At 68.8% G+C, this 26,892-nt stretch carries 26 protein-coding genes, 1 tRNA gene and 4 pseudogenes; 19 read left to right on the top strand and 12 right to left on the bottom strand.

The features are described 5' to 3' along the window. Positions 1-2: 2 nt before the first annotated feature. Positions 3-1,040 (bottom strand): ATP-binding protein, encoded by a 1,038-nt coding sequence (locus VMS22_09060; GenBank protein HXJ34177.1) that lies wholly within the window; start codon positions 1,038-1,040, stop codon positions 3-5. A gap of 153 nt (positions 1,041-1,193) precedes the next feature. After that, positions 1,194-1,562: a hypothetical protein gene (locus VMS22_09065; GenBank protein ID HXJ34178.1), complete on the bottom strand. Its 369-nt coding sequence runs from the start codon at positions 1,560-1,562 to the stop codon at positions 1,194-1,196. A gap of 83 nt (positions 1,563-1,645) precedes the next feature. Between VMS22_09065 and meaB the strand changes: the two genes are divergently transcribed. The 4 genes from meaB (at position 1,646) to VMS22_09085 (ending at position 3,996) form a co-directional block, all read left to right on the top strand. After that, complete coding sequence (meaB, locus tag VMS22_09070; protein ID HXJ34179.1) at positions 1,646-2,623, top strand: methylmalonyl Co-A mutase-associated GTPase MeaB; 978 nt, start codon at positions 1,646-1,648, stop codon at positions 2,621-2,623. Continuing rightward, positions 2,616-3,338: a metallophosphoesterase family protein gene (locus VMS22_09075; GenBank protein HXJ34180.1), complete on the top strand. Its 723-nt coding sequence runs from the start codon at positions 2,616-2,618 to the stop codon at positions 3,336-3,338. Before meaB ends, VMS22_09075 begins: the two co-directional genes overlap by 8 nt. Before the next feature lie 44 nt (positions 3,339-3,382). Then, positions 3,383-3,456 (top strand) — tRNA-Met (locus VMS22_09080). 258 nt (positions 3,457-3,714) lie between these two features. Next, a complete protein-coding gene (locus VMS22_09085; protein ID HXJ34181.1) occupies positions 3,715-3,996 on the top strand; it encodes a hypothetical protein in 282 nt (93 codons plus the stop codon). Between the two features lie 204 nt (positions 3,997-4,200). Here the strand turns inward: VMS22_09085 and VMS22_09090 are convergent, their stop codons facing one another. The 5 genes and pseudogenes from VMS22_09090 to VMS22_09110 all read right to left on the bottom strand — a co-directional run bounded on the left by VMS22_09090 (position 4,201) and on the right by VMS22_09110 (position 6,595). Further along, positions 4,201-4,803, bottom strand: a complete 603-nt coding sequence (locus tag VMS22_09090; protein ID HXJ34182.1) for a hypothetical protein — start codon at positions 4,801-4,803, stop codon at positions 4,201-4,203. A 1,066-nt stretch (positions 4,804-5,869) separates the two neighbouring features. Continuing rightward, positions 5,870-6,044, bottom strand: a pseudogene (locus VMS22_09095) (zinc-binding dehydrogenase). A 23-nt stretch (positions 6,045-6,067) separates the two neighbouring features. Next, entirely contained in the window at positions 6,068-6,223 is a 156-nt protein-coding gene (locus tag VMS22_09100; protein ID HXJ34183.1) for a hypothetical protein, read from the bottom strand. 72 nt (positions 6,224-6,295) lie between these two features. Further along, on the bottom strand, positions 6,296-6,472 hold the full coding sequence (locus tag VMS22_09105; protein HXJ34184.1) for a hypothetical protein: 177 nt from the start codon (positions 6,470-6,472) through the stop codon (positions 6,296-6,298). A gap of 36 nt (positions 6,473-6,508) precedes the next feature. Next, positions 6,509-6,595, bottom strand: a pseudogene (locus VMS22_09110) (zinc-binding dehydrogenase). 476 nt (positions 6,596-7,071) lie between these two features. On the opposite strand from VMS22_09110, the pseudogene VMS22_09115 reads away from it, so the two are divergent. The 5 genes and pseudogenes from VMS22_09115 (at position 7,072) to VMS22_09135 (ending at position 11,269) form a co-directional block, all read left to right on the top strand. Continuing rightward, positions 7,072-7,269, top strand: a pseudogene (locus tag VMS22_09115) (arylsulfatase). Positions 7,270-7,411: 142 nt separating this feature from the next. Beyond that, positions 7,412-8,971 (top strand): arylsulfatase, encoded by a 1,560-nt coding sequence (locus VMS22_09120; GenBank protein HXJ34185.1) that lies wholly within the window; start codon positions 7,412-7,414, stop codon positions 8,969-8,971. Positions 8,972-9,075: 104 nt separating this feature from the next. Further along, entirely contained in the window at positions 9,076-9,783 is a 708-nt protein-coding gene (locus VMS22_09125) for a DUF4410 domain-containing protein (protein HXJ34186.1), read from the top strand. Positions 9,784-9,994: 211 nt separating this feature from the next. Beyond that, positions 9,995-10,936 carry an SUMF1/EgtB/PvdO family nonheme iron enzyme gene (locus VMS22_09130; GenBank protein ID HXJ34187.1) on the top strand — a complete coding sequence of 314 codons (942 nt, stop codon included), beginning with the start codon at positions 9,995-9,997 and terminating at the stop codon, positions 10,934-10,936. 138 nt (positions 10,937-11,074) lie between these two features. After that, a complete protein-coding gene (locus VMS22_09135; GenBank protein HXJ34188.1) occupies positions 11,075-11,269 on the top strand; it encodes a hypothetical protein in 195 nt (64 codons plus the stop codon). Between the two features lie 330 nt (positions 11,270-11,599). On the opposite strand, the gene VMS22_09140 is transcribed toward VMS22_09135, so the two are convergent. Both VMS22_09140 and VMS22_09145 read right to left on the bottom strand, forming a co-directional pair. After that, a complete protein-coding gene (locus VMS22_09140; protein HXJ34189.1) occupies positions 11,600-11,812 on the bottom strand; it encodes a hypothetical protein in 213 nt (70 codons plus the stop codon). 87 nt (positions 11,813-11,899) lie between these two features. Next, positions 11,900-12,826 (bottom strand): hypothetical protein, encoded by a 927-nt coding sequence (locus VMS22_09145; GenBank protein ID HXJ34190.1) that lies wholly within the window; start codon positions 12,824-12,826, stop codon positions 11,900-11,902. 236 nt (positions 12,827-13,062) lie between these two features. Here VMS22_09145 and VMS22_09150 point away from each other — a divergent pair, with 236 nt between their 5' ends. From VMS22_09150 to VMS22_09165, 4 genes are all read left to right on the top strand, one after another. Further along, positions 13,063-13,692, top strand: a complete 630-nt coding sequence (locus VMS22_09150; protein HXJ34191.1) for a hypothetical protein — start codon at positions 13,063-13,065, stop codon at positions 13,690-13,692. After that, entirely contained in the window at positions 13,689-14,303 is a 615-nt protein-coding gene (locus VMS22_09155) for a hypothetical protein (protein ID HXJ34192.1), read from the top strand. Before VMS22_09150 ends, VMS22_09155 begins: the two co-directional genes overlap by 4 nt. Beyond that, positions 14,300-14,944, top strand: coding sequence for a hypothetical protein (locus VMS22_09160; GenBank protein ID HXJ34193.1), 645 nt, complete (start codon positions 14,300-14,302; stop codon positions 14,942-14,944). Before VMS22_09155 ends, VMS22_09160 begins: the two co-directional genes overlap by 4 nt. Positions 14,945-15,262: 318 nt before the next feature. After that, positions 15,263-15,820 (top strand): hypothetical protein, encoded by a 558-nt coding sequence (locus VMS22_09165; GenBank protein HXJ34194.1) that lies wholly within the window; start codon positions 15,263-15,265, stop codon positions 15,818-15,820. A 78-nt stretch (positions 15,821-15,898) separates the two neighbouring features. Here VMS22_09165 and VMS22_09170 read toward each other — a convergent pair whose 3' ends face one another. Then, the gene (locus VMS22_09170) at positions 15,899-16,543 is read right to left on the bottom strand and encodes a hypothetical protein (GenBank protein ID HXJ34195.1); all 645 of its coding nucleotides are present in this window, start codon (positions 16,541-16,543) and stop codon (positions 15,899-15,901) included. Between the two features lie 460 nt (positions 16,544-17,003). Between VMS22_09170 and VMS22_09175 the strand changes: the two are divergent. The 4 genes and pseudogenes from VMS22_09175 (at position 17,004) to VMS22_09190 (ending at position 20,686) form a co-directional block, all read left to right on the top strand. Then, positions 17,004-17,060 (top strand): annotated as a pseudogene (locus VMS22_09175) (hypothetical protein). 109 nt (positions 17,061-17,169) lie between these two features. Continuing rightward, positions 17,170-17,472, top strand: a complete 303-nt coding sequence (locus VMS22_09180; GenBank protein HXJ34196.1) for a hypothetical protein — start codon at positions 17,170-17,172, stop codon at positions 17,470-17,472. Between the two features lie 120 nt (positions 17,473-17,592). After that, positions 17,593-19,917 (top strand): cbb3-type cytochrome c oxidase subunit I, encoded by a 2,325-nt coding sequence (locus VMS22_09185; protein HXJ34197.1) that lies wholly within the window; start codon positions 17,593-17,595, stop codon positions 19,915-19,917. A 241-nt stretch (positions 19,918-20,158) separates the two neighbouring features. Beyond that, complete coding sequence (locus VMS22_09190) at positions 20,159-20,686, top strand: hypothetical protein (GenBank protein ID HXJ34198.1); 528 nt, start codon at positions 20,159-20,161, stop codon at positions 20,684-20,686. A 126-nt stretch (positions 20,687-20,812) separates the two neighbouring features. On the opposite strand, the gene VMS22_09195 is transcribed toward VMS22_09190, so the two are convergent. Beyond that, a complete protein-coding gene (locus VMS22_09195) occupies positions 20,813-23,065 on the bottom strand; it encodes an Ig-like domain-containing protein (GenBank protein ID HXJ34199.1) in 2,253 nt (750 codons plus the stop codon). 361 nt (positions 23,066-23,426) lie between these two features. Here VMS22_09195 and VMS22_09200 point away from each other — a divergent pair, with 361 nt between their 5' ends. Both VMS22_09200 and VMS22_09205 read left to right on the top strand, forming a co-directional pair. Further along, a complete protein-coding gene (locus VMS22_09200; protein HXJ34200.1) occupies positions 23,427-23,873 on the top strand; it encodes a VOC family protein in 447 nt (148 codons plus the stop codon). Between the two features lie 2 nt (positions 23,874-23,875). Continuing rightward, positions 23,876-24,094, top strand: a complete 219-nt coding sequence (locus tag VMS22_09205) for a bleomycin resistance protein (GenBank protein HXJ34201.1) — start codon at positions 23,876-23,878, stop codon at positions 24,092-24,094. A 132-nt stretch (positions 24,095-24,226) separates the two neighbouring features. Here VMS22_09205 and VMS22_09210 read toward each other — a convergent pair whose 3' ends face one another. Beyond that, positions 24,227-26,623 carry a penicillin acylase family protein gene (locus VMS22_09210; protein ID HXJ34202.1) on the bottom strand — a complete coding sequence of 799 codons (2,397 nt, stop codon included), beginning with the start codon at positions 26,621-26,623 and terminating at the stop codon, positions 24,227-24,229. Between the last annotated feature and the right edge of the window lie 269 nt (positions 26,624-26,892).

Below are 26,892 nucleotides of genomic sequence, written 5' to 3' on the forward strand. Positions count from 1 at the left end.
GCTCAGGCTGGCGACCCATGACGCTCCTGCGGGTCGGTCGGAAACGTGATCGTGAAGATCGTGCCGCCGCCCTCGCGCGGCCGCGCCTCGATGCGACCGCCGTGGTCGGACACGATGCGGTTGGCGATGTAGAGCCCGAGCCCACTGCCGTTGTCCTTGGTCGTGAAGAACGGATCGAACATGTGCTCGCGTTGCTCCGGCGTCATGCCGACGCCCGTGTCCGCGACCTCGATGACGCAGCCGGCGGCGTCGACCTGCGTCGTGACGGTGACGCTGCCGTGACCCGCACAGGCCTGGATGGCGTTCAGCACGACGTTCATCAGGACCTGCTTCACCTGCGACTCGTGCACGACGACGATCGGCACGAGGTCGGTGAAGTCGGCCGTGATCGTGACGTCGCGCTTGCGCGCCTCGGGCTCGAGCAGGCGCACGATCTGGCTCGCGATCTCGTTCAGGCTCGCGGGCTCGCGGTCGGCCGGGCTCGGACGCGAGAACGAGAGCAGGTCCGTGATCAGCTCGCAGATGCGCTCGATCTCCTTCAACGCCAGCTCGCGGAAGCTCGTGCGGAACTCCTCGTCGTCGACGCGCTCGGGTAGGAGCTGGATGAAGGTCCGCACCGAGACGAGGGGATTGCGGATCTCGTGCGCGACGCCGGCCGCGAGCGTGCCCAGCGCGGAGAGCCGGTCGGCGCGCTGGAGGAGGCCGCGGGCGTGCTCGAGGTCGGCTGCGAGGCCGGCGTTCTCGAGGATCGATCCGGCGCCGTCGGCGAGCTGCCGGGCGAGGGCGTAGTCCTTGGCGTCGAGCGGCTCGTCGTTGGCGCGGCCGAGGAGCAGGACGCCGCCCACGCGGCCGCCCGACTCGACCGGAAAGCTCGCGCTCCATGGGCCGCCGGGCGGCACCGCGCCCGTCACGACCGGCTCGCGCGGGACGGGCCCGTGGGCGCCCACGCAGCGCATCGGTTGGCCCGGAAGATCGTCGATCAGGAAGAGGAGCCGGTCGAGGTCGAGCGCGCGGACGAACAGGGCGACGAAGGCATCCACAACACCGGTCCGGACGGCGAGCGCCCTCCCACGGTCACCCGCATCCGCCAGCTCGTCACGACTCCCTGTCGCTCCCAACCGCCCCTCGCCCACCACCAGAGAGAGCTCCGGTGTGCAAATTTGTTCGCGTTGTAGATGCGACGGGTGAGGATGTCAACGTGAACGAGGTGCCTCGGCCGCATCGGGCACCGCGCGCGGGCGAAGCTGGAGGAGTCCGACGACGAGCAGCACGAGCCCGCCGAGCGTGAGGAGCTGCCCGGAGACGAACAAGAGGCGGTAGAAGCCCACCTTCGCGGCCGCGACCGCGCGCTGCTCCTCGCTCTCCGTCGCCTTCGGGAAGAGCGTCGCCGGATCGCGCGGCGGCGTTTCCGGCGCGCGTGTGAGCACCTCCTGGTACTGCGCGAGCTTCGAGCGTCCGACCGCGAGGTCGCCGATGCCGATCGCGACGAGCAGAAGCCCGCCCACGATCCACGTGCTCCGCGCGAGCGCCTGCACGGTGAGCTCCACCTGCCGTGCCGCCATGGTGCACATCCTCTCCGCGCGCCGCCGGCGGGTCAACCTCGCTCGGCTTGACGATGCGCAGCTACGCCTCTACGTGGACCTCGATGGACGCGGTATCGCTCGTCGACCGCATGTTGGCGGGCGACCGCACCGCGCTGGCGCGCCTGATGACGCTGGTCGAGGGCAGGGCGGCCGCGGTGCCGGCGATCATGGCGCGCCTCTACGCGCGGGTCGGCAAGGCGCACGTGATCGGCGTCACGGGGCCGCCCGGCGCGGGCAAGTCGACGCTGGTCGATCGCATGGCGGCGCAGCTCCGCGCCCAGGGCCGCAAAGTCGGGATCGTCGCCGTCGACCCGTCGAGCCCGTTCTCCGGCGGCGCGGTGCTGGGCGACCGCATCCGCATGCAGGCCCACTTCCTCGATCCGGGCGTCTTCATCCGCAGCCTCTCCACGCGCGGCAGCCACGGCGGCATTCCGCGCGCCGCGCGCGACATCGTCCGGCTGCTCGACGCGTTCGGCATGGACGACGTCATCGTCGAAACGGTGGGCGTGGGGCAGACCGAGCTCGACATCATGCGGCTCGCCGACACGGTGATCGTCGTGCTCGTCCCCGAGGCAGGCGACGCCGTGCAGGTTATGAAGGCGGGCCTGCTCGAGATCGCCGACCTCTTCGTCGTGAACAAGGCCGATCGCGAGGGTGCCGACCGGCTCCAGCAGGAGCTGTCGCAGATGCTCACGCTGCGCCCGGCGACGGAATGGACGATCCCCGTCCTGCGCGCGCAGGCGAAGGACGACGTCGGCACGACGCCGGTCGTCGAGGCGCTCGAGCGCCATCGCGCGTTCGTCCGCACGCACGATCGTCGCGACGAACGGGAGCGGGCGCGTCGCGCCGGCGATGTGCTCGACATCCTGGACGAGGAGCTGCACCGGCGGGTGCGGGAAGGCCTCGCCTCGGACGGTCTCGCGTCGCTCGTGGAGTCGGTGAGAGCCGGCACGATGGACCCGTACACCGCGGCGACGCGCATCCTCGCGGACCCTCAGGCGCTCGCCGCGCTCCTCGCGAAGGAGCCGCGCCATGGCTGATGCGCGCGGCCGCCTGTTCGCCATCGGCGACGTCCACGGCTGCGTCGACGAGCTGTCGGCGCTCCTCGAGGCGCTGCCGCTCTCGGCGCAGGACACGGTCGTCTTCGTCGGGGACTACATCGATCGCGGCCCCGACTCGCGCGGCGTGATCGCGACGCTGCTCGCGTGGCGCGCGAAGACGCCGGCGCAGCCCGTGTTCTTGAAGGGGAACCACGAGGACATGGCGCTCGCGTTCCTCGGCCGCCCCGGACACTGGGGCGAGGTGTGGTTCCGAAACGGCGGCGTGGCGGCGCTGCGCAGCTACGGGATCAATCCGGATCAGCCGGCCGCGGCGATCGCAGCCCGTCTTCCGGACGAGCATCTCGCGTTCCTCGACGGCCTCGAGACGAGCCACCGCTGGCGCGACGAGTATCTGCTGGTGCACGCCGGCATCCGCCCGGGCATCCCGCTCGCCCGCCAGCGCCTCGAGGACCTCCTGTGGATCCGCGAGGAGTTCCTCGACGAGCCGCACGACCTGGGCGCGACGGTCGTCTTCGGCCACACCCCCCACCGCGGCGTCGTCGTCGATCTGCCGTACAAGATCGGCATCGACACCGGCTGCGTCTACGGCGGCGCGCTCACGTGCATCGCGCTGCCGGACGGAGAGCTGTTCCAGATCCGGCGCGGCGACGGAACGGTGCGCCGCGACTCGCTCACCGCGCGCGACCTGGCTTGATTTCGCGGGGAGCGCTCGCCATCTTACCGCCCTCCGACGTCTGGGGCGGCGTAGCTCAGTTGGCTAGAGCGAGGGTCTCATAATCCCTAGGTCGGCTGTTCGATCCAGCCCGCCGCCATTTTCTTTCGCTGGGCAGTCGACGACTTCCGCACCGTCGGCAGTCGGGCGTTTCTCGACTCGATCCTCGGTGGTTGTAGCGGTGGCAGTTGGTGCCGGGTTCAGCCGCTGTACGGCGTCGAGTTGATGGGCTGGCGGGTCTTGACCCCGATCGCTGGGCCACTAAGCGACCCGTTTAGAGACCGTAGGGGTCCACTTTCCTTTGGACCCGCACATAGGAGAAAGGGTAAACGACAGAACTTGAGGAGGGAGGCGTTACATGTCGATGAGGTACATTGTCGTCGCGTGTTTGGCGATGCTGGCAGCGTGCACGACCGCGCACGACATATACTTTCCCGATGGCACGCGCGGACACCGCGTCAGCTGCGACACCTGCGTCACCGTCCCGGCGGATTGCTATCAGAAGGCCGGGGAAATCTGCGGAGCGAACGGCTACACGATCGTCAACATGCCCGGCGGGACGACCAGCAGCTACAGCTACGGCTACAGCAGCACCCGGGACCTGTTCATCAAGTGCAACTCGACAGACGCGCCCCGCTAGTCGTCTCATCCACGGGTGTATCTTTCGCGGTCGTGCGCCGCATTGTGGCCGAGGGCACAGTCGGGGCTCTCGACGATACTCCAGAGACCCACAAATGGACAGGTTCACGAAATCTTGTGTGCCGTTTGTATGCCAACTCCGCCGAACTCGGCCGATTGGCCGGATCTCATCGCGAAACAGGGTGCGCTTGCGGATGCGGCGAACCTAGCCCACTTCCCAACCGATTGAAGGCACCCGGACGTTCAAGCTCGCGTGGACACTGCTGCCGGAAAAGGTGCCGAAGCCGTCCCCCGAGTCATGGGTTTGGCAGCCAACCCACAAGACATACCAGTGATCTGAATCGATCTGGAAACCGGCGCTAAGGGGGAAAGCGCTGACGTAATCGAAGCCCCCGCCATCGTCCCACCAAGTGTCGTCTTTCCAGAGGGGAACCGTGTAATCGAGTACCGTACCATCAAAATTCCCGGCCCAATCGTACCGCTGGGCGTAAAGGCCAATGGAACCGTCGGAGTGCGCCGAAGACGCAGTAACGTATTCGTGCCAATTGAACGAGAAGGCGGGGCTGGCCCAGAACCTAAAGTTGTTGGCTCCATCGAGCGGCGACGCAAAGCTAATGCCGACTCTCGAGCTGGCGGTGGCGCTCGCTTCGTTGTCTCCTGTGACCACCCGAACTGCCAGGTCCCCATTTGCCGTGGCCGAGGCGGAAGCCGTAGGCGAGCCATGCGTTTGCTTCGATGTCCAAACGTGGTCGAACGGTGGAGTGAAGGTGCGAATCAGGGAACCGAGAATCACGGGGATCCCTGCCACGCGATCCCCCGGGGGAGCAACGCGCTTGGACGAGACTGATCTCGCCGCATCTCGCCGCTCCCGAATGTAGGAGGCCCAATCGGGATCCCTCCTCAGGGGCCCCAGCAGCCTGTTTCGCACCACGGAGTTGGCCCGGGCGGACTCTTTGCGGTGCCTCTCGAGTTCGTCGAAGCGGCGTTTCAGCCTCTTTTCCTCGTGGGCCATTCCCCGCGCCACGATCCTTCGAGGAGCTGAAACATGACCGCGACTATCCTTGACCACTGGGATTCGCCGCTTACGTGGAGCTGCCATCGTCAATCCCCTCCGAGCGGAATGAACCGGCATGCGGTCCTCCGCGTCATTGCACCCATGGTCTGGATTGCCTTCCCCATCAGTTCATCCTCCGACGCGAGAGTGACGCGCCGGGATTCGCGGCGAGGACCGTGCGGCCGGTCGCGCCGGTGTTGGCGTTCACGGGCAGAGAGCAAGACTGCTTCTCCTCGCTGTCCAAGATCCCGATGCATTGATCGGTCACGTGCCCGCCCAGGGACGCACTCTCATCGCCGATGAAGACGTGCTTCCCGTACGTGGCGAACCGTGCGGCAACGAGCCGAGGGTGTTCCGCATGCCGGAGACCGCCATGGACTCGATCCCGGTGATCCGATCGTCGCCGTTCTGCCCCGACGTGAAGATGCCTCCGTTCGCGACGAACGGCGTGCCAGCGCGACATCGGCCGGATCGGTGGTCGCTCGCACGTCGGGAACCGAACAATGCGCTGGCGACCGCGATGGTGACGCACGCAGCGACACATTTTCCCATGACGACCTCCCTGGTTCGATCGTGAGTGGCGTGCTTGCGAGTCGCGCCGTGGTATCCACGGCAGACTCGCCGATAGCGCGAGGTGTCCAAGGAAGTCAAGAGATTTGTGGCGCCGCGCGAGCCGGGGGCTGAGGGGGAAGGGTAGGGCGCAGCGTCCGATAGGAAGGCTTACGTCGCTGTTCCCAGGCTTATGGCGAATACGGCCCTGGCATCCTTAAGTACCTCATTGATCTGTTTCACCAGCGCTGTGCTCGGCGATTCAAAAGATTCATCGGGCGACTTCTGCACCTGCGGTCAGTACCACCCGGCCGAGCGCCGCCCGCGAATCGATGTACCGGTGGGCCGAGGCGGCCTCGGAGAGCGGGAATGTGCGGTCGACGACGACTCGGAGCTCGCCCTTTCGCGATGTCGCGGAGCAGCGCCTGCAGCATCGTCGTGACGCGTGCCGAACTCCGTACCGTCTCGCCTACATGAACGACGCGGCGTCGGCGGCGTCGGTCACCGCGTGGTCGCGCTCGTGCGGCGCCGCGACCTGTACGTTCACGGGCGCGATCCCGGCAGCGCCACGAGCGGGCAGAGCGGGAACCTCTTCTGGCACGCCTGCCTCGGGGGCGGTGGCCACTCGCTCCACACCGCGCCCGCAGGCCGCCGCCGCGGAAGCACTCCCCGCACTCGCCTGCTCGGACGGCCTCCGTCAGGGCCCGAGCGTCGCGGGCAGGCAGACCTCTTCCGCCCGCGACACGGAGACGGTCGAGGAGCCGAGCTCGTCGGCGAGATAGACCGGCGCCAGCTTCGCGCTCTTCGGCGCGGTCACCTGATAGCAGAGGAGCTGATCGGCGAGCGTCTCGGCGCCCGGCGCCCCGCCGTTCACGTTCGCCGGACGGCAGAGCCACCGGGGCTTCTTGAGCCCGAGCGCGGCCCGCGACTCGATGTACCGGTGCGCCGCGGCGGCCTCCGAGAGCGGGAACGTGCGGTCGACGACGACTCGGAGCTCGCTGCCTTCGTAGCCGTCCGCGCTACCGGAGCTGGGCCGAGCTCATGCGGCGGGCATTCGATACCGACGTGCTCGCTTGCCCAAGGTGTGGCGGACGGATGATCCTGCTGGCGACCATCGAGGATCCGGCCGTGATCCGCCGCATTCTGACGCACCTCGGGCTCTCGCTCGATACCGGCGATCCCCTCCCGGAGCGCGGCCCGCCGTAGCCGGGCGATCGCTGACCGGCAGCAGGCAGGCAGCTACAAGGTCATCGCCCCGATTGCCCGAGGATGCCGGCATGGCCGACGGCCGCCGGGATGGGGCCAGTGCGCCGGAGAGAGCCGAGTTGCTGGCGACATTTTTGGTTGACGCGCGTCGTTTGGGCGTTGTATGCCCCGCGCGAGCCGGGGGTTGAGGGGGAAGGGTAGGGGCGCAGCGTCCGATAGGAAGGCTTGTGTCGCTGTTCCCAGGCTTATGGCGACTACGGCCACGGCCAGAACCAGCTCTTCGCGTCGCTCGACTGGCTGCCGACGCTGGTCGACATCGGCGGCGGCGCCAAGCGTAACGATCTGAAGATGGAGCTCGAAGCCGGGAAGTATCCCGGCATCGTCAAGACGACGCTCGATGGCTTCAACCAGCGCGACTACCTGGAGGGCAAGTCGGAGAAGTCGGCGCGCGAAGTGTTCTTCTACAAGGCCACCGCACGCCATCCCAGCGACTAGGCGCTGACGCTCGTCACCGAGCGGGCGGCCGAAGCGCCCGCCCGCTCTATGTTCACCGCTCGTGACTCCAAGGAGGGTTGGAATGCAGATCTCGAAGATCGTGCTCGCGGCGATGCTGGCCGTGCTCGGGACCAGCGCCGCGCCGGCGCGCGCACAAGCGCCGGCGAAGAAGCCGAACATCCTGGTCATCTGGGGCGACGACATCGGGATCTACAACCTGAGCGCCTACAACCTCGGCGTGATGGGCTACCGCACCCCGAACATCGACCGCATCGCCCACGAGGGGGCGCTCTTCACCGACGCCTACGCCCAGCAGAGCTGCACGGCGGGCCGCTCCTCCTTCATCCTCGGCGAGCATCCGTTTCGCACGGGCCTGCTCACGATCGGCATGCCGGGCTCGCCGCAGGGGATCCCCGACTGGGCGCCGACCATCGCGGACCTGCTGAAGGCGCAGGGCTACACCACCGGCCAGTTCGGCAAGAACCACCTCGGCGATCGCGACCAGCACCTTCCGACGGTGCACGGCTTCGACGAGTTCCTCGGCAATCTGTATCACCTGAACGCCGAGGAGGAGCCGGAGACCTACTACTACCCGAAGGATGCCGAATTCCGGAAGAAGTTCGGCCCGCGCGGCGTCCTGCACACGTGGTCCGACGGCAAGGGCGGGCAGAAGATCGAGGATACCGGCCCGCTCACACGGGCGCGGATGCCCACGATCGACCTGGAGATCTACGACGCCGAGCAGAAGTTCGTGGCGAGCGCGGCCAAGAGCGGCAAGCCCTTCTTCGTGTGGTTCAACACGACGCGCATGCACGTGTGGACGCATCTGAAGCCATCCGCGGAGGGTCGCACCGGCATCGGCCTCTATCCCGACGGCCTGGTCGAGCACGACGACATGGTCGGCGGAGTGTTGAAGCAGCTCGACGATCTGGGGATCGCCGACAACACGATCGTCGTCTACGGCACCGACAACGGCGCAGAGGTCGGGACGTGGCCCGACGGCGGCATGACGCCGTTCCGTGGCGAGAAGGGAACGACGTGGGAAGGCGGCTTCCGCGTGCCGATGTTCGTCCGCTGGCCGGGCGTGATCAAGCCCGGCACCGTCGTCAACGACATCTTCTCGCAGGAGGACTGGCTGCCGACGTTCCTGGCAGCCGCGGGCGAGCCCGACATCGTCGAGAAGGTCAAGAAGGGCTATCAGGCCAACGGCAAGACGTGGAAGGTCCACCTCGACGGCTACAACTTCCTGCCGTTCTTCCGGGGCGAGACGAAGAAGGGGCCTCGCGAGGAGATCTTCTACTTCGGGCAGGGCGGCGAGCTGAACGGCGTCCGCTGGAACGACTGGAAGGTCAACTTCGCCGTCATGCACGGCAACATTGCGGATGCCATACGTGACGTGCCCGCGTGGCCGCAGATCGTCAATCTGCGAGCCGACCCCCTCGAAAAGGCGGCGGAGGAGTCCCCGCTGTACTTCCGCTGGTACGGCGACAACATCTGGCTCTTCGTCCCGGTACAGCAGAAGCTCAAGACCTTCCTGCTGACGCTGCCGGAGTTTCCCTTCCAGCAGGGCAGCAGCCTGAACGCGGCGAACATCAACTACACGACGCTGCAGGCGATGCAGGCCATGAAGCGCCTGCAGGAGCTCGAAAGCCTTTCGCCGCCGAACAACTGACCAGCACATGCCTCGCGTGTGCGATGGCTGGCGTGGAACCCGTACGCGACCAGCCCCTAGGCTCACCATGGGGTCTCTGAAAGTTCTCGATTGGGAGGTGTGTCATGGGATCAGCCAGCGGTGCCGTACGATGCGTTCTCGGCCTCGTCCTGGTCACGGGCTGCGCGTCGACCAAGGTGACCGACCGCACGCGGTATGAGGGGACGGAGAAGCTCGCGCGACCCAACCGGATCATCGTCCACGACTTCACGGCGGATGCCACGGACGTGCCACGAGAATCCCCGTTCGCCGCCGACCTCGCCAGCGCCGGCACGCCTTCAGCGCAGCAGATCGCGCTCGGCGACAAGCTCGGCGCCCAGATCGCGAAGCAGCTCGTGGCGGACCTGCGCGCCATGGGGCTTCCGGCGGTGGAGGCCGCTGGCCAGCCGCTGCCGCGGGTCGACGACATCGTGCTGCGCGGATACTTCGTCACGCTCGCGCCGGGCAGCGCGACCAAACGGGTTCTGCTCGGGTTCGGCTCCGGGTCGGCCGAGCTCCAGACAGTGGTCGAAGGCTATCAGATGACGGCGCAGGGCCTGCGCTCACTCCGCAGCAGCGAAGTCAGATCGGCGGGGGGACAGCTGCCGGGTGTCGTCCTGCCGGCGGCGGTTCTCGCCGCCACCGCGAACCCGATCGGGCTCGCGGTCGGAGGCACCGCAAAGCTGGCCGGCGAGGCGAGCGGCTCGGCCACCATCGAGGGTGCCGCGAAGCGGACGGCGGACGAGATCGCAGTGCAGATCAAGACGGCCGCCCAGCGGCAGGGGTGGATTTGAGATTTGGCTTCCGGCTACGTCACGATGCGTATGCGACCGCGCGAGCCGGGGGCTGAGGGGGAAGGGTAGGGGCGCAGCCTCCGATAGGAAGACTTATGTCGCTGTTCCGAGGCTTATGGCGACTACGGCCCTGCCGAGCGCGGGATCGCATACATCGCGGTGGTCAGCGGACGACGACGTGTCGTACAAATCCCGCGAGGAGGATCGAGCCATGCGACACATCATCGCGGCGTCCCTCGGCGCGTTGCTCGTCTACGGGGGCTCCCCGGCCGGGGCCGAGCTCTGTCAGCGGAGATCCGGGGCGGTCTTCGTGCGAGCGAAGTGCAAAAGCAAGGAGCGGCCCCTCGACCTGGCGCAGCTCGGCGGCGCCGGCGCCAAGGGAGAGAAGGGCGACCCGGGAGCGCAGGGGCCGCCCGGGATCGGTCCGCTCGCCACCTGCCCCCCGGACGCCGTCCTGGCGGGGGCGGCGTGCATCGACAAGTACGAGGCGAGCGTGTGGCGGGTGCCCGGGGCGACGACCTCGAACGCCGTCCTGGTGGCGAAGATCCAGGGTGGCGAGGCGACGGCCGCCGACCTCGCCGCGGGCGGCGCGACCCGGCTCGGCAATGCCATCGGCGACTACGCGCCGTGCGCGGACAGCGGGCAGAACTGCACCAACGACATCTACGCGGCGAGCCTCCCCGGCGTGATGCCCTCGCGCTACATCACCTGGCTCCAGGCCCAGGCGGCGTGCAAGAACGCGCGCAAGCGGCTGCCGTCGAACGCGGAGTGGCAGGCGGCGGTGCTGGGGACGCCGGACCCGGGCCCGGACAACGGCACGACGGACTGCAACACGACGAGCGCGGTTGGGCCGAGCGCCACGGGGTCGCGCAGCGGCTGCGTGTCGGCGGACGGGGCCTTCGACATGGTGGGGAACCTCGCCGAGTGGGTGGCGGACTGGGTGCCGCGCTCGGTGCCGTGCGGGACCTGGAGCGCCGGCGTCAGCCCGACGGACATCCAGTGCCTGGCGGGGGCGGCTACTACCGGCGAGCCCGGCGTGCTGGTGCGCGGCGGCAGCTACGGGAACGGGCCCTACGCCGGCCCCTTTGCGGTCTATGGCAACTTCCACCCGTCCGGCTTGGAGGTCAACCTCGGCTTCCGTTGCGCCCGCTAGTGCACCGCCGCCGAGATGCGCTCAATCATTCGACGGTGTGAACGGATGATCGCGTGGGCGGGCTTCGTCCACGCGAACGGTGTCGGGTTGCGGTTCCACGCGCGCATGTAGGCGGCCAGATGCTCGGGACACCCGACGATGAACGTCGTGCTGTCGAACTGCCCGATGGGCGAGGAGGGACACAATGGGGAAGTCGTGGAGGTCGACGCCCAGGTCACGATCGGCGACAACGGCGGGGCCATCTCCGCGGACGGCTTCACATACGCAGACAGCTGGACCGATAGTTCGAGCGGCAACACCCGACACGTCAGCTGGTCGTTCCAGGGGAGCTAGCCGGTCGGAGCCCTTGGCTCGTCGACGTCGCCTGCCGGCTCCTGCGGCTTCTTCTCGGCCGGCAGCTCCGTGACCTTGCTGGTGGCCGGCGAATGACGGGCCAGGCCGCGCACCTGGTCGACGTGGTGCTGCCGCGCGGTGCGCCAATGGGTGCTGAGCGTGCCGTACCGGCTGCGCTATCTCCTGGCGTTCGATCATCGGCTCTGCCGTGCCATCCTGCGCGTCTACGTCCGCGTCCTGTTGGGCTCCCATCGACGCCGGGCGCGACGCGCCGGCGTGCGGGACGGGCAGGGCGGGGTGGTGATCCGGCGCTTCGGCGGGGGCGTCAATCTACACGTGCACTTTCATACGCTCGTATTGGAGGGCGTCTTCGCGGCGGACGGCGAGGGTGTGCTGCGATTCCTGCCGCTCCAGGCGCCGACCGACGCGCAGGTGGCCCGGGTGCTCGCGACGATCCACGCCCGGGTGCGTCGCCTGCTGCGGCAGCGTGGTCTCGATCCCGAGGATCCGAGTGGCAGGGCCCTCGATCCAGCCCGCCGCCATCTTCTTTCGCTGGGAATCGGTGGCGCGCGCGTCTACTGCGCCGCCGCTGCCGAGGTCGTGGAGCGCGACGCCGTTCCGTTCGCCGACTCAAGGATCGACGATCACGAGTCCCTTGAGCGGGAAGCCCGCATCGCTTTCGTACGGAAACGTGCCGGCGTCCGGGAACGTGTGCTCGTAGGTGCTGCCGGACAGGGAGAACGGGGCCCGATCGCAGCGCTCGTCGTTCGGCGAGCAGAAGGCCGCATCGCCGGTCGCGGGCGCATGGACGACGCTGTACCCGCTTCCCGCCCAGAGCCATCGCACGGTGTCGCCGGCGCGGATGCGCACCGTCTCCGGGTCGAAGTGGATGCCGTCGGCGCCGACGAGGACGAGCGGCGACGACGAGAGGCCCGGCAGCGTCGTCGTCGTGGTGGAGGTGCTGCCGGGGCATTCGCCCGTGCGGGGCAGACAGCGGAGCACGATCCGGTCGCGATCGCGGGCAGGGACGGCGCCGCGCGCCGCCGTCGCGTCGAGGGAGACGGCGATCGTGCCCGCAGCCTTTCGGCCGCTCCGGTCGACGCGCACACGGGCCGTCAGGCCGCTTGGAGTTCCGCACGACGTCCCCGACTTGTATGCCACCGGGAAGGACGTCAGCAGGAGCGATCGCTGGTTGCGGTCCGAGGTCTGATGCCGGTCGGCCCCGACCGAACGCGCACGTCCGAAGAGGCGACGGAGCGGCACGGGCGTACAGGCCGAAAGGCTCGGATCCGGCCGGCTGACGCAGACGGCGATCGAGAACTCGCATGCGTCGTTGCCGCACCGCCGGTCGTCGTCGCACGCATCACCGTCGGTGCAGCTCACGACGCGGTTGCCGCTCACCCCTGCGTCCTCGAGCCCCCGAACGTGCAGCTCGACGTAGCAGTCGGACTCCGCCGATCCCCCACCCGCGACGAATCCGGCCCAGGCGAGCGAGGCGACGCCCGCCATCGCGATCGTCGCGAGGGTCGCGACGTGGCCGAGCGGCCTTCGCTCCATGCACGGGAGCCGGAGCAACCATCGTGCCGCGCGTGCGTCCGTCGAGAATGCCCGTCGGGCGGGACCCGGGCACGGATTCGACTCCGACGATCGGGTGGGTGTCACGCCCTTGAGTCGTAACGGAACGTCGCACGAAGACGGCATCGTGCACGCGGTAGAGGCGCCCAGCGGCACCGTCCGCGCCTTCCCGGCCGGCGAGCATGTGTGCTACGGAGCGCAGACCTCACGTGCGACTCATGCGCCTGCTCACCCTCGTCGTGATCGCCCTCCTGGCCGTTCCCGCACGGCCGGTCGAGGCGGCGTTCTGCAAGAGCCGGAGCGGAGCCGTCTTCGTCCGCGACAGGTGCAAGCGGAAGGAGACATCCATCGACCTCGCCGCGAGCGCGGGGGCACCGAAAGGCGACGTCGGCGCGCAGGGACGGAGCCAGCCCCGGCTGCGCGCCGTCGACAGCGGCGGGCGCCGGCTGCCCGGGACCTTCGACGTGGCGGGGCGGTTCGTCTACCGCGACGGCGACCACGTCTTCGGCATCGTCGTCCACTCCGACGGCTTCTCGGGCGGCGGCTTCGGTTACAACGGGATGGGCTGCACGGAGGATCGCTTCGTCGCCGCGAGTGAGGAGCTCTACACCAGCGTTCCCGTCGAGCTCGGGATCGCGTACTACGCGGGCGAGCCGATCGCGATGCGGACGTTCATGTCCTCGGCCTATCCGTCGACGCCGGCGGCGTGCACGGGAGTCGGCAAGACGTACGTCCCCGCCACCGGCTTCTGTTGTTCCGACGGACCGTCGTCGGTGCGTAGCGGTCCCGCGACCCCGGTCGATCTGAGCGGCTTCACCCCGCCCTTCCGCGTCGAGGTGGAAGAGTGACGCCGGTTCACGCCGCCGTCCTCGCCGTCCTGGTCGTCGCCTCGGGGGCCGACGCCGCACTCTGCCGCGGCAAGGGCGGCGCACTCTTCGTGCGCGAGGCCTGCAAGCGACGCGAGACCCCGGTGGTCGTCCCCAAGGGGGACCAGGGGCCGACCGGTCCATCCGGTCCGCGGGTGCGCGCCGTCGACGCATCCGGGAAGGCGATCGGGTTCATCAATGCCAGCGGCCTCGTCGTCGTCCGGCAAGGGGACGTCGCCCTGGCCATGACGGCGACGACCGACGGCTTCGTGCCCACGGGCGGGCTCTTCTTCGAGACGACGGACTGCAGCGGCGCCGGATTCGTGCCCTTCCAGTACTCGACGCTCTACCAGCGGGCTCGCGTCGTCGGCCGCACCGCCTACTACACCGGTGAACCCCTGACCGATCACCTCCTCAAGTCAGTGCTGGCGATACAGACTCCGTCCGCCTGCACGACGGCTGGAGGAACCTACAACGTCCTCCTCGACGCGTGCTGCGAGCCGCGGACTCCGTTCACGGAGGCGACGGGACCGGCCCTCTCGCTCGACCTCGACGCCTTCACAGCGCCGTTCCACGTGGAGATCGAGCGATGAAGCGGCCGTGGAGCGCCGTGCTGTTCGTCGCGATCCTCGTCGCCGAGCCAGCCGCGGCCGACGTGCTCTGCCGCGCCCGCAACGGTCGCGTGATCGTCCGGACGAGCTGCAAGAAGCGCGAGGCGACGCTCGACTTCCCAAAGGGACCTCCGGGCGATGCCGGAGCCGCTACCGCGCCGCCGGTCCGGATCGTCGACGCCGCCGGCGTGCCCGTGGGCCTGTTCGCCGAGCCGGCCAACGAGGACGACACCCCGTCGGTCCTCTTCGAAGCCGGGGGTCAGGTCGTGACGTTCCTCATCATCGGCCCGGCGGGATTCGATCAGAACGGATTTCTCTACCATATGGTCCCACACTGCGCCGACGCGGGCCTCGTCTTTGTCTCCAGGCGCAACGCGCTCGTGCGGGAAGGGAACGTGGTCGGAACGACAGGCTACTATGCCGGCGACCCCGTCGAATCGAGGGTCCCCGCGTCGCGTGAGAAGACCAAGCCGGGGGCGGGCTGCGGTGCGGACGAGCCGCTCGCCAACGGGAACTGCTGCGAAGTGGCGATCACCCCCATCGCACTCGATCTCGGTCCGGCGATGACGGTCTTCGACATCCCCTCGCTCGGGCTGACGCTGCCGCTTCGCATCGAGCCCTGACGCGCGGCCCGTGCGCCGCCCGGAATACGCACGACGGAGCGGCGGCTAGGCGATCACTTGTCGACCTTCCACTCATGCGTCGCCGGCGAGTCGTCCGTCCGCCCCTCGAACGTGGCGCGGACCGCGGACACGTGCGTGCCCTTGCCGCTGACGTTGGACCCGTAAGCGAACACCGCGCTGCTAGACCAGCCCGCCGCATCCACTGGCACTCGCTCTGGGACCACGACATCTACCCTTACCACGACCGTGGTTTGCTCGAGGCCCTTCGGACGGGCACCATTCTGCTCGCTGAGTCCGCCGCAAACGCAAGGAGGACGCATGCTGACACGGGTTCGCACACAGCTCGGGTACGCGAACGTGATGGCCACACTCGCCGCCTGCGCGGCGATCGGCGCTGCGGCCTTGGCCGCCGGGGCCATCCCGGGAGGGGACGGTTCGATCGCGGGGTGCTACACGAAGCGCGGCGGTCGCCTGCGTGTGGTCGAGGCGGGCTCGGACTGTCGCAAGAACGAGCGACCGATCACGTGGGCTCAGCAGGGGCCGCGTGGGGAGACGGGCGATACGGGCACCGCGCTCGCCTACGCGCGCGTGAACGGGACCGCGCCCACCGGAGGCGACACCGTCGACGGGGCGTACGCGCGCAACGTCGCCGACGTCAACGTCACCCATCCCGCCGCCGGCAAATGGTGCTTCGATGGCCTGTCGTTCGCTCCGAAGAACATCGTCGCGACGGTGGACGTCGTGCAGGCGGGCGTGACCGAGGTCATTCAGGCAGGGATCGCTCCCGGCGGCGCCTGCGTTGGGAAACAGGCGATGGTCGAGGTCCTGTCCGCGGGTACACCGATCGATTCCGGCTTCTTCGTGCAGATCAACTAGGGCAGGTTCGCACCGTCGGTGTGGCGGAGGACGTGCCGGTGCCGATGGTGCCCATCGCGTACCCGTGCGTCGCGACTCTCAATCGGCGATTCGCTTCACGCCGGTTGCGTTTCCCGGCGCGGTCACGCCCAGGGGCCTCTTCGACCTCGCGCGCGACGCCGCCGGAAAGAGAATCGCATGGATCTCGGGCGCCCCGTCGTCGGCCGCGGCCCGCGCGCCGCGCTTCAGCCCCGCATACGCCGAATGCCAGGCACGTCCCACGGCATCGCGCGTCCGGCGCGCGGCGCGGACCTGGGCCTCGATCTCGTTCACTCGGATGACGGCCTGCCCGACGGCTCGCGCCGCGTCGTCGGCCGCCCGGGCGGCTTCGGACGTCCGCTCGCCGAGCGCTCCGCCTCGCCGGACGGCCGCGACGAGGCGATGCACGACGTCGACTTCGTCGGCGAACGGCAGGCGCGCGACGCGGCTCGGTGACGGTGCCCCGAACGCCGCAAACGGGTTCCGGCGCCGATGACCATCGGCGACCAGCGCCCGGGCGAGCGTCTCCACCGCCTCGTCCTGCGCCGCATCGAGTCGCGACAGGCGCTCTCGCGCGGTCCGAAGACGCCGCTCGATGGCGATCACCTTCCGCTGGGCCGCGAAATAGCGACGGTGCTCGCGCTGGAAGCGCACGAGCCTCTTCTTCACCGGCCGCGTATCGACGGCGCCGGCAGCGGACAGCATCGAGGCACCGATCCGGAGTCGCAGAGCAGGGCCGATCAACGGGCCGCGTATGGGCACGACGTCCTCCTCGTCCGACGGCGGTAACCCGATCGCTCGCTCTGTAGCGGACCCTCCGGTGCTTCATCAACGGCCGAGGCGCGGCACGCTCGTCGCCCTGTCAGTTCGGACGTGCGATCGGCCGGGTACACTGGGAAGAGGCGGATTTCCGTCGTGCAAGGGCGCAGGTACGACGCGTGAGGCCGATCCGGGTCGTGCAATGGCCCAGGTACACGGGCGTACCCGCCGATGCGGATCTGGAACGGCCCAGGTACGCCCGCATGACCGGCGATGCCGTCGTGAAGGTACGCGAGTACTTCCGGGCGCTCTACGTGTGGGGAACCGTTCGCTTGTCCCTGGGAGTTGTGACCGGAAGTTGCACTTCAACATCCGGCTGGAGGACGACCGCCTCTGCACGCTCGTCATGATCGGCGTGCGACCCGACGGGACGAAGGAGCTGATCACGGTCGAGGACGGCTACCGGGACAGCGCCGAGAGCTGGAAGACCGTGCTCCGCGACTTGAAGCGTCACGGCATGCGCCTACCCGTCGTCGCCGTGGGCGGTCACGACGTTGGAGAAGGACGCCGACGTGCTCCCCACGTTCTTCGACTTCCCCGCCGAGCACTGGAAGCATTTTCGCACGTCGAACGTGGTCGAGTCGCCGTTCGCGACGGTGCGGGCACGGCAGCGCGTGACGAAGGGCGCAGGCTCCCGCACGAAGGGCCTCTTGATGGCCTATAAGCTCCTCGACATGGCACAGGCGCGATGGCGACGCCTCGACGGCGCACACTTGCCGCTCGTCCGGGCGGGCATCGGCTTCGCAGTCGGAGGGGAAGGTCAACAGGACGAGATCGAGAGCGGCCTGATCACGGCGCGCCCTCCACGGCCTTGAACAGTTATCTTCACACCGGTCTCTTCCCCTTGGCCGTCGCGTCCTCTAGACCCTCTCTCGTTCAGGAACGTGGCCGGAAGAACACGGGCGCTCCGCGTCGCGCCGATGAGGGGGGACATGATGGACGAGCGATCGCACGCAGAATCCCTCTCCACTTGGTGGCGACACGGCGCCATCCTCGTGATGATCGTAGGGTTCACCATCCTTTCGATCGTCACCGTCGAGACCTACGACAACGCGCCACCGATCGCCGCACGGGTCGTCGACGGGGCCGGGCGCACAATCTTCACCGGCGACGACGTTCTCCGGGGGCAGGAGGTCTTCCTCAAGTACGGGCTCATGGAGCATGGGACGCTCTGGGGGCACGGGGCGTACCTCGGGCCCGACTACACGGCGGAATACCTCCATCGCCTCGCCGAGATCAGCCGCGACACGCTCGCGATGGCTCAGCACGGGAAGCCGTACTCCGCGCTCGAGCCGGGAATCGCGCGGGACATTGGCGAGGCGGTTCGCACGGAGGCGAAGGAGAACCGCTACGATCCAGCCACCGAGACGCTCCGCTTCTCGCCGGCCGAGGCCGCGGCGTTCGCGACCCAGCAGCGGGAATGGGGCGAGTACTTTGGCGGAGCCACTGGCGCTCCCGGCCTCCCACTGCGCTACATCGCGAACCGTACCGAGCTCGACGCGCTCGCGGCCTACTTCGCGTGGGCGGCCTGGGCCACCGTCGCCAACCGTCCCGGCAAGGACTATTCGTACACCAACAACTGGCCGTACGAGCCGTTGGTCGGAAACGTCCCGACCGCATCGACGTACCTCTGGAGCGCGCTCAGCCTCGTCACGCTCCTCGGTGGACTTGGGCTCATCCTCCTCGCCTTCGGGAAGTTCGACTATCTCGGATGGAGAGGTGAGGGTGGCCCCGGACACCGGCACGACAACCGGCTCCTGGACTGGCAGCTCACGCCGAGCCAGCGGGCCACGCGGTTCTTCCTCGCGGTCGTGGCCGTGCTCTTCCTCCTCCAGACCCTCGCCGGCGGGGCGCTCGCGCACTACCGCGTGGAGCCGGGAGCATTCTACGGCTTCGATCTCGCGCGGTGGCTGCCGTACAACCTGCTGCGGACCTGGCATCTCCAGCTCGCCATCTTCTGGATCGCTACCGCATGGGTCGCGGGCGGCCTCTTTCTCGCGCCGCTCGTGGGTGGCGCGGAGCCGCCAGGCCAGCGCGTGGGCGTGCTCGTGCTCCTCGGCGCACTCGCCCTCGTCGTGGGCGGCAGCCTCTTCGGTGAGTGGCTCGGGATAAACGATCGACTTGGAAGCCTCTGGTTCTGGCTGGGTCACCAGGGCTCGGAGTACCTCGATCTCGGGCGCCTCTGGCAGCTGCTGCTGGCCGCGGGACTTGTCTTCTGGCTCGTCCTCATGTTCCGAGCGCTCCGCCCCGCGATGCGACGACCGCACGACGGCGATCTCGCGTCGCTCTTCTTGTACGCCGCGGTCGCGATTCCCGTCTTCTACCTCCCCGCCCTGTTCTACGGCCCACACACCAACTTCGCCGTCATCGACAACTGGCGGTTCTGGATCATCCACCTATGGGTCGAAGGCTTCTTCGAGCTCTTCGCGACCGTGCTCGTGGCCGTCATGTTCTTCCAGATGGGCCTCGTGGCCGCGAGGACGGCGACTCGCATCGTATATCTCGACGCCATCCTCTACCTCGGCGCCGGCATCGTCGGCACCGGGCACCACTGGTACTTCACCGGCCAGGGCACCCTCAACATGGGGCTCGCCGCCTGCTTCTCCGCTATGGAGGTCGTGCCGCTCACGCTGCTCACGCTCGACGCATGGGACTTCGTCAGCCTGAAGGATCGCCGCTGCGCCGAATGCGGGCATGCGTTCGCGGCACGGCAGACCTGGGCGATATACTTCCTCATGGCGGTCGGCTTCTGGAACTTCGTCGGCGCCGGCATCTTCGGCTTCCTCATCAACCTGCCGATCGTCTCCTACTTCGAGGTCGGGACGCTGCTCACGAGCAATCATGGGCACGCGTCGATGTTCGGCGTGTTCGGCATGCTCGCCCTCGCCGTCGTCGTGTTCTGCCTGCGCGCGTTGGCGGACGATGCCCGGTGGCAGCGCGTCGAAGGGCTCATTCGGACGGGCTTCTGGGGGCTCAACGTCGGGCTCGGACTCATGGTCCTGCTCGATCTCTTTCCGGGCGGCGTGCTCCAGCTCTGGGATGTGCTCTCGAACGGCTACTGGCACGCACGGCGGCTGGCGTTCCTCACGAGCGGCACCTTCCACCTGCTCGAGTGGACCCGTATCGGGGCCGATATGGTGTTCCTCGTGATCGGCGTCGTGCCGATCGTCGTCGCGACGTTTCGCATCACGCTCTCTCCTGCATCGGCGGAGGCGAGCCCCACGGTCGCCACCGGCGGCGGAGCAAGGGCGGTGGCATGATGGGCCCAATCGCTCCAGTTCGTAGCAGCCACGCGAAGATTGATCGTGGGTGTCCCCACTCCGCAAGGGCGTTTGGATACTACCCGGCCTCCAGAGCCCGATCCACAACTATTGCCAACACCTCTGTCCCTGGTCGCCCTCGGGATTTCCCGTGACGCGCGCGTGTTGATCGCACGAGGTGTTCACCGGTAGTTTCGGAGCACTCGACCGAGACGAAATCGGCAGCCGAAGGAGGTTCCCTGTGACGCGACAGCGCTCCAGCGTCGTCATTTCCGCCGCTCTGCTCGTGTTTGCCGCCGGGACGTGGGCGTCGGCCGAGGTGCTCTGCAAGAACAAGAAGGGCGTGCTGGCGTCGCGTACGACCTGCAAGGGCAAGGAGACCACGGTCGATCCCGCGGCGCTCGGGCTGGTCGGTCCCAAGGGCGACAAAGGGGACAAAGGCGACGCGGCCGCCCGCTGGGCGGTCGTCAAAGACGACGGCACGATCGCCGCGCAGTCGGGCGGGATCACCGTGGACCACCCCAACCCGGGCGAGTACTACGTCGGCTTCGGCTCCGGCCTCGAGGGGAAGACGCTGTCGGTCACGGCCGCCTGTCTCGACGCGACCTGTATCTTCTCCGGTGCGCCGCAGGCCAACATCTGCGGCGGAGGCCCGGCCGGCGGGGATTGCAACCCGCTGTTCGATGACACGTCGCACGTCGGCGTGTTCATCCAGAACACGACTCAGAGCGCGCTCCAGAACGCGCCCTTTCACATCGCGGTCTTCTGAATTCGGGCCGGCGGGCGCGTCCACGGCGCCGGTTGCCGCGCACGGGGATCGCCTCGAGGCGGAGGCAGTGGCGAGCGCTGCAGACATGCTCCCCCAGCAGCGCGGCGTCAGGCGATTCACCCTCGTTCACGGCGCGCCGCTGATCTGCACGACGCCCCCCACCTGAACGCCCGGCACGAACCGGGAATCATAGCAAGTTGAAGCGATGCACACGCTGAAGAACTGGATGACGTCCGGCTGCAGCAGAAGCCCACCGAAGGTGATGGCCGTGAAGCCGCTGCTAGTGAAGCACCCGCCGGGCGGGGAGGTGACCTGGATGCCGCCGATGGTGAGCTGCCCAACCACGGGACTGACCATGGTGAAATGGCTGCCCCCCACGTCGTGGAGCCCGTACTCCGCCCCCGGGCAGCCGGTGGAGCTCCCGAAGAACATCGTGGCGCCGGGCCAGCTCGCCGACGCATCGAATCCGCCTCCGCTCGTATGGCTGATCGAGACATTGAACGTTCCGGCAACGACGAACATCGGATCAGACCCCGGCGGCAGATTCACGTTGAACGTCGCCGTCCCGGTCGGCACGGGGAGGGTGGTGGAGGTGGTGGTGCTGGGAACCGTGGTTGTGGTCGCGCTGCCGATGGTGACTTCGGCCGTGGCGACGTTCTGGTCGACGGTGCTGGTCGCCCGCACTTTGAAACTTCCCGATTGGCTGCCGGCGGTGAAGCGACCGGTCGCGTCGACCGTCCCGCCCGTGGCCGACCAGGTGATGTTCGTCGTCGGCTGATCGAACAGGAACGCCCCGAACTGCTGCGTCCCGCCCGGCGCGACCGTGGCAGTGGGCGGGCGTACCTCGAAGCCGCGCACGACGAACGCGTCTTGACAGACGGATTTGAGCCGGCGTCGGCCCGGGACGTCGCCGCACGAGTGGATGTCGAGCCGCAGCTCGCGGTCACCTCGCGGAGTGAAGTCGATGGCGAAGCTCCGGTCCGGGTTTGTGTCGGCCGGGACCGTCAGCTCGACCGTGCCGTGCGGCGTGATGTCGACGAGCATGCGATCGCCGCTCGCGCGCGCGCCGTCGATGAAGTCGAGCCCGACGTGGAGGCGAAGCTCGGAGCGAACGCCGAGCGGCGGATCGTTCGGATACGAGAGGTCGTCGTAGTGCGCCTCGACACAGAGGCCGTCGAGTACCGTGTCGAGATCGAGCGCGTTGGCGGGCGTGTCGACGTCGGCCGCGGCGGCGATCACCTGCCACTCGAGCGCGCGCTCGGCCTCGGCGAGGCTGTGCTGCGCGAGACAGCGGGCGTCGGCGCGGGCGACCGCGTCGCGCAGGGCCGCGGCGATGAGGGTGAGCGCCTCGGCCTGCTCGGGAGCGAGCGCAGTCCCGGCGTTGAGGCCAATGAGGAGGAGGCCGTTCTGCAACTCAGTGAACCACTGGTCGTAATCCTTCAGCGCCTGGCGGAGCGCCGGGTCACTGCCGACGGCACCTTGCAGCTGGGGGCGGATCACCTGCTGGTACCAGCGGCGAAACAGGTCGACGTAGGTCTGGAGGTCGGTCACGCCCTGGCTGGCGAGATTCGCGAGCTGACCGTCGAACTGCTGCGAGGCGCTGCTCGGCGGCCGCGCGAGCAGGGCGTGCAGCTCAGGCGAGGACTCGGGGCCCGCCCCGAAGCCACTGAAGTGGGTCACGATGAGGCGCGCCGTCGTCCCATTGGCGGCGAGCAGCTCGCCGTGGAAGTCCGTCCCGTCGCCCTCGTAGCCGAACCCGAGCAGGCGCTCGGCGGGCGCCCGCGGCAGCGTGATCGTGAGCGTCGCGGGCTTCAGGAAGAGCAGGCCGCTCGGCTCGGCGTCGACGGCGGCGACGAGGTCGCGGCCGACCGCGAATCCGCCGATGGCGGTCACGGGCGTCAGCGTGATCGTCGTGTCGTCGAGGAGCGCGTCGGCGGGCACCGTGAGCGTGTAGGTCGTCCCGTCGGCGGCGGTCGCCGTCAGCGTGCCGCCGCTGATTGCGATGAGGCCGCTCGCCGCCCGCCCCTGGTCGCGCGTGACCTGCGGCTGGTCGCAGGCCGTCCCGCGCGCGCGGCAGCAGGCCGTGCAGCCCTTGCGCAGCTTACCGCAGGCCCGGCCGGTGGCGTGGGCCGCCCGCGCCACCTCACGCTGGCAGGTCCGCCGGTCGGCGGCCCCGGAGGTGCAGACGGCCAGCCGCGCCGTCCGCTCCTGCTTGGCGCCCGCGAGACACTCGCCGATGGCCGCGGTGCAGCTCCTACGGCAGACCTTGGCGGCGGACGCCGCCTCGGCCGGCACGCGGCCGAGCAGACCGAGTGTGATGGCGATGGCCGGGACGAATCCCGCTCCAACGTAACGTGCCGAGCCAACGCCACGTCGCATCATGGCGACACGAGCCATACGACTGCTCATTCGAGCCAGTCAAACGTCGTCTGGGACCGCGGGACATAGACACCGCCGTGGCGTCCGCCCCGGGACGGACCCGGACAGCAACGCGACGCGCGTCATGACAATACCTCGCCGCGCCCTCGCGGCACCGACTTTTGCAGAGCGCCCCTGAACGAGCACCTGGGCTGGGGCGTCGAGGTGCGGCCGATCGAGACCTGCCGCGTTCAGGCCGACGCGGGAAAAGTCGGGCGGTGAGCGCGGCCGCCGCCCGACCACGCGCCCGCGGTGCTCGACACGTGACGGCACGAAAACCCGTCGACGCCTGATGGCGAGCATGCAGTAGGGGCGCATGGACATGAAGCTCGAGGTCGTGGTGATTCCCGTCTCCGACGTCGATCGGGCCAAGGGTTTCTACAAGCGGTTGGGATTCCGCGAGGACATCGACTTCGCCGGCAGCGACGGCTACCGGATCGTGCAGCTGACGCCGCCCGGCTCGGCATGCTCCATCATCTTCGGCAAGGGGGTCACCTCCGCTCGGCCGGGCTCGATCGACCGCCTGGTCCTGGCGGTGAACGACATCGACGCCGCGCGGAACGCGATCGTCTCGCACGGCATCGAGGTGAACGTGTTCCACGACGCCGGTGGTGGCCTCGGCGGCGGCTTCTACGCGGGCAGCGGGGGACGCGCCCCAGGTCCGGATCCCCAACGTCGTTCCTACGCCACGTATGCCTCCTTCAACGATCACGACGGCAACGTCTGGCTCCTGCAGGAGATCAAGGAGCGGCTCCCCGGCCGGGTGTGACGATGGACGTCGCGGCTCTCGCACGGCTCCTGCATGAAACGGCCGAGCATCACGGCTCGTTCGAGGCGGTCGCCCCACCGCACGACTGGTGGGACTGGTACGCGGCATACATGGATGCTCGCGAGCGCGGGGGCACCCCGGAGGAGGCCTCCGCGGCCGCTGCTCGTTACATGGCGGAGGCGAAGCAGGTCGTCGTCTCCAGCGCGCCCGTGAAGCGCTAGCGCCGCCTACCAGTCGATGGGCAGGCGACGTACCAATGGCGCGCGAGCAGCGCGACCGAGATGTGCCCCGTGCTTGGGGGCGGGACCAGCGTCGATTCGAACGCTGGCCCCGCCGGCATCGTGTCGGTTTCTCTACTGCCGCTCGAACTCCAGCACCTGCTGGAAGGTCGGGCGGTTCGTCGACGGGAAGCGGTTCGGGAGCAGTCCCGGCACGAACCCCGTGGTTGCCGCCAGCTTCCGCCACAGGGCCGGGTTCACCTGGCCTTGCTGCGCCGTGAGCGTGTCGCCGGTCTGGTGCACCGCCTGCCACAGGGAGTCCACGCACGGCATGAGCGAGCCCAGGCCGCAGTAGTGGAGGTTGAAGGGACCCGTCACCGGGTCGCCGAGCAGGGTGCGGAGGTCCTTGTCCACGTAGGACAGGCCCTCCATGCCGTCGAGGTCACGCACGTTGTCCAGATCGGGGATCAGCGTGCCGAACACCGGCGACATCACGGCGTCGGCGATCGGTCGCCAGAGCGCGTCCATGATCACCGGACCGGGCTCGTCGTAGTACGTGTCGGAGTCGGCGTCGACGCGCGGGGCGTCGCGGGAGACCCAGTCGTCGAGGATGTCGACGATCTGCTGGTCGCGGAGGCTCGGCGCCGTGCTCATGTGGAGCGCCCGGCTCACGAGCGGCCAGACGGGCGAGCGGGTGTCCTGCGTGGCGGCGCGGTTCATGATGCCGACGTTGTCGGTGATCTCGACCTGGTCGGGCCACTTGTTGAACATCTCCACGCGCTGCACCGAGCCGTAGGGCTCGTCGTCGCCGTGCATGAACCCCGGCGCCGAGCGGTTGTTCCAGTTGAGGAGCAGTCCCTGGGGACCGCCGGCGTCGTGCGGATGCTTCTTCTCGGTGAGGAAGCCCGCCCACTCGTACTGTCCGTTGCCGAGCGTCGGCAGGCGCCGGTCGAGGCCGGCGGGGCGCTTCGGGAGATACCCGGACGAGAAGTAGGCCGTCTTCCTGCGCCCGACCCAGGCCCAGTTGAAGGTGAACCCGAACTGGTTCGCAGCGCGCCAGAAGCGCGGCGGCGAGGACGCCTTGCCCTCGGTCATGTCCTTCAGGGCGGCCAGGTTAAGACCGTCGCGACCGAACGTCGAGCGGCGGCGGGAGAGGGCGTACGGCTTCCCGCCGACGGTGGCGGTGGCGAACACGGGGCCGTGCACCGAGACGTTGTAGATGAGCGAGTTGGGTCCGAGCACGCCGGCGTTGAAGACGTCGAACGCGCGGCAGTCACCGGCGTAGCGATAGTGCGTCGACGCCCGCGTCGGCGTCGAATTGTCGGGCTCGCACAGCTCTTCGGCGTACACGTCGCGCACGTCGTGACCGGCGGAGGTGAGGCTCCACGCGTAGTCCGGCGTGCGGCCGATCAGGATGTACATCGAGAGACCCGGCACCCCGACGCCCTGGGCGTTGATGCCGGGGCCGTGCAGATCGATCTGCTGGACGATCTCGGGGTAGTAGTAGCCGAGCTGCGGGCCCATCACCGCGAGCGAGTGCCCCGACGCGGAGCGCTTGGGCGACGTGACGAGGAAGTTCGATGCCCGCAGCCGGTGCGGCGCCAGGGCCGCCATCGCGGGCGGCACGCGCGGGTTGATGCTCTGGATCGAGCCGGCGTCGACCACCACCGATCCCGTCACCGGGCCACCGGTGAGGGGCGGGTACTTGAACCTCCGGTTGATCGTGGTCGGGGCCTCCGGATCGTCGGCCAGCATCACGTCGGACCACGCCTTGTAGCCCTGGTCGACGCCGAGGGGAGACTGCTCGAGCTTGGCGAGCAGATCGGCGTTGGCCGCCTCGCCGCCGCCACCCGCGCCGAAGATCGAGCCGATGAACGCGGTCACCGCGATGACGTCGTTCACGACGAAGGGCTGTGGGTTGGGGAGGCTGTTCGCGGCCAGGTAGCCGTTGATGCCGTCGACGTAGGCCTGGGCGTCGTCGAGGATCTCCTGTCCCTTGGCGCCGTAGGTGGTGACGAGGAGCTGGGCTTGCTGGGTCACCAGCGCTTCGGCCTCCGCGCTCGGCGTGAACGGCTGGAGGGTGGTCACCAGCGAGAAGGCGTCGATGTTGGGCACGTCGGCGACGGCGACGCGCGCCGGCCCGCGCCCGACCGCGAGCAGGAGGCCGCGATCGCGCGCCGTGACCCATCCGGCTCCGAAGGCCACGTCCGCCCGCGTCTGACCGTAGATGTGCGGGATGCCCCAGGCATCGTAGATGAGCTGGAGGCCCGGCCGCCCCGTCACTTCCTCGTGCGAGGGCTCGATCGGCGTGAAGTCCTCGGGGAGGTAGTGGGCATCGATGTCGGCCAGCGTGATGTTGTCCCGCAGCGGGGAGAGGCTCGAATAGAGCGGGAGCTGATCCGTGGAGTTCACGGTGAACGGTGCGCCTCCGAAGTTGCCGGGAGGCAGGATGTAGCGGGCGATGTCCGCGGCCGCCGCCGGAACGGCGGCGAGCAGCGCGAGGGCCAACACGGAGCCGAGCGATCGTTTCACGAGCGTTCTCCTTCTGCGAGCCTAGTGGTACGAAGCGGGATCAGAACGTCTTACCGACCCGGCGGTCGCCTGGTAACACCGGGTGCACGACGGATCCCCCCACGACCGGAGCCTGCCACATCCCGGACCGAGAAGTGAAGGAAAAAATCGTCGTGCCCGGGCTGGCATCTGCCAGGTCGGCGTGATCGGCTTCGGCGCCGCAGCGCCAGGCAGGGCGCATGGCATCGGCCGGCGGTGATTGAGAGTTCGCCCGCCGGCAGCCATCCTCG

This window comes from Candidatus Eisenbacteria bacterium, from assembly GCA_035577985.1.
In the GTDB taxonomy this organism is placed as follows: domain Bacteria; phylum Desulfobacterota; class Binatia; order DP-6; family DP-6; genus DATJZY01.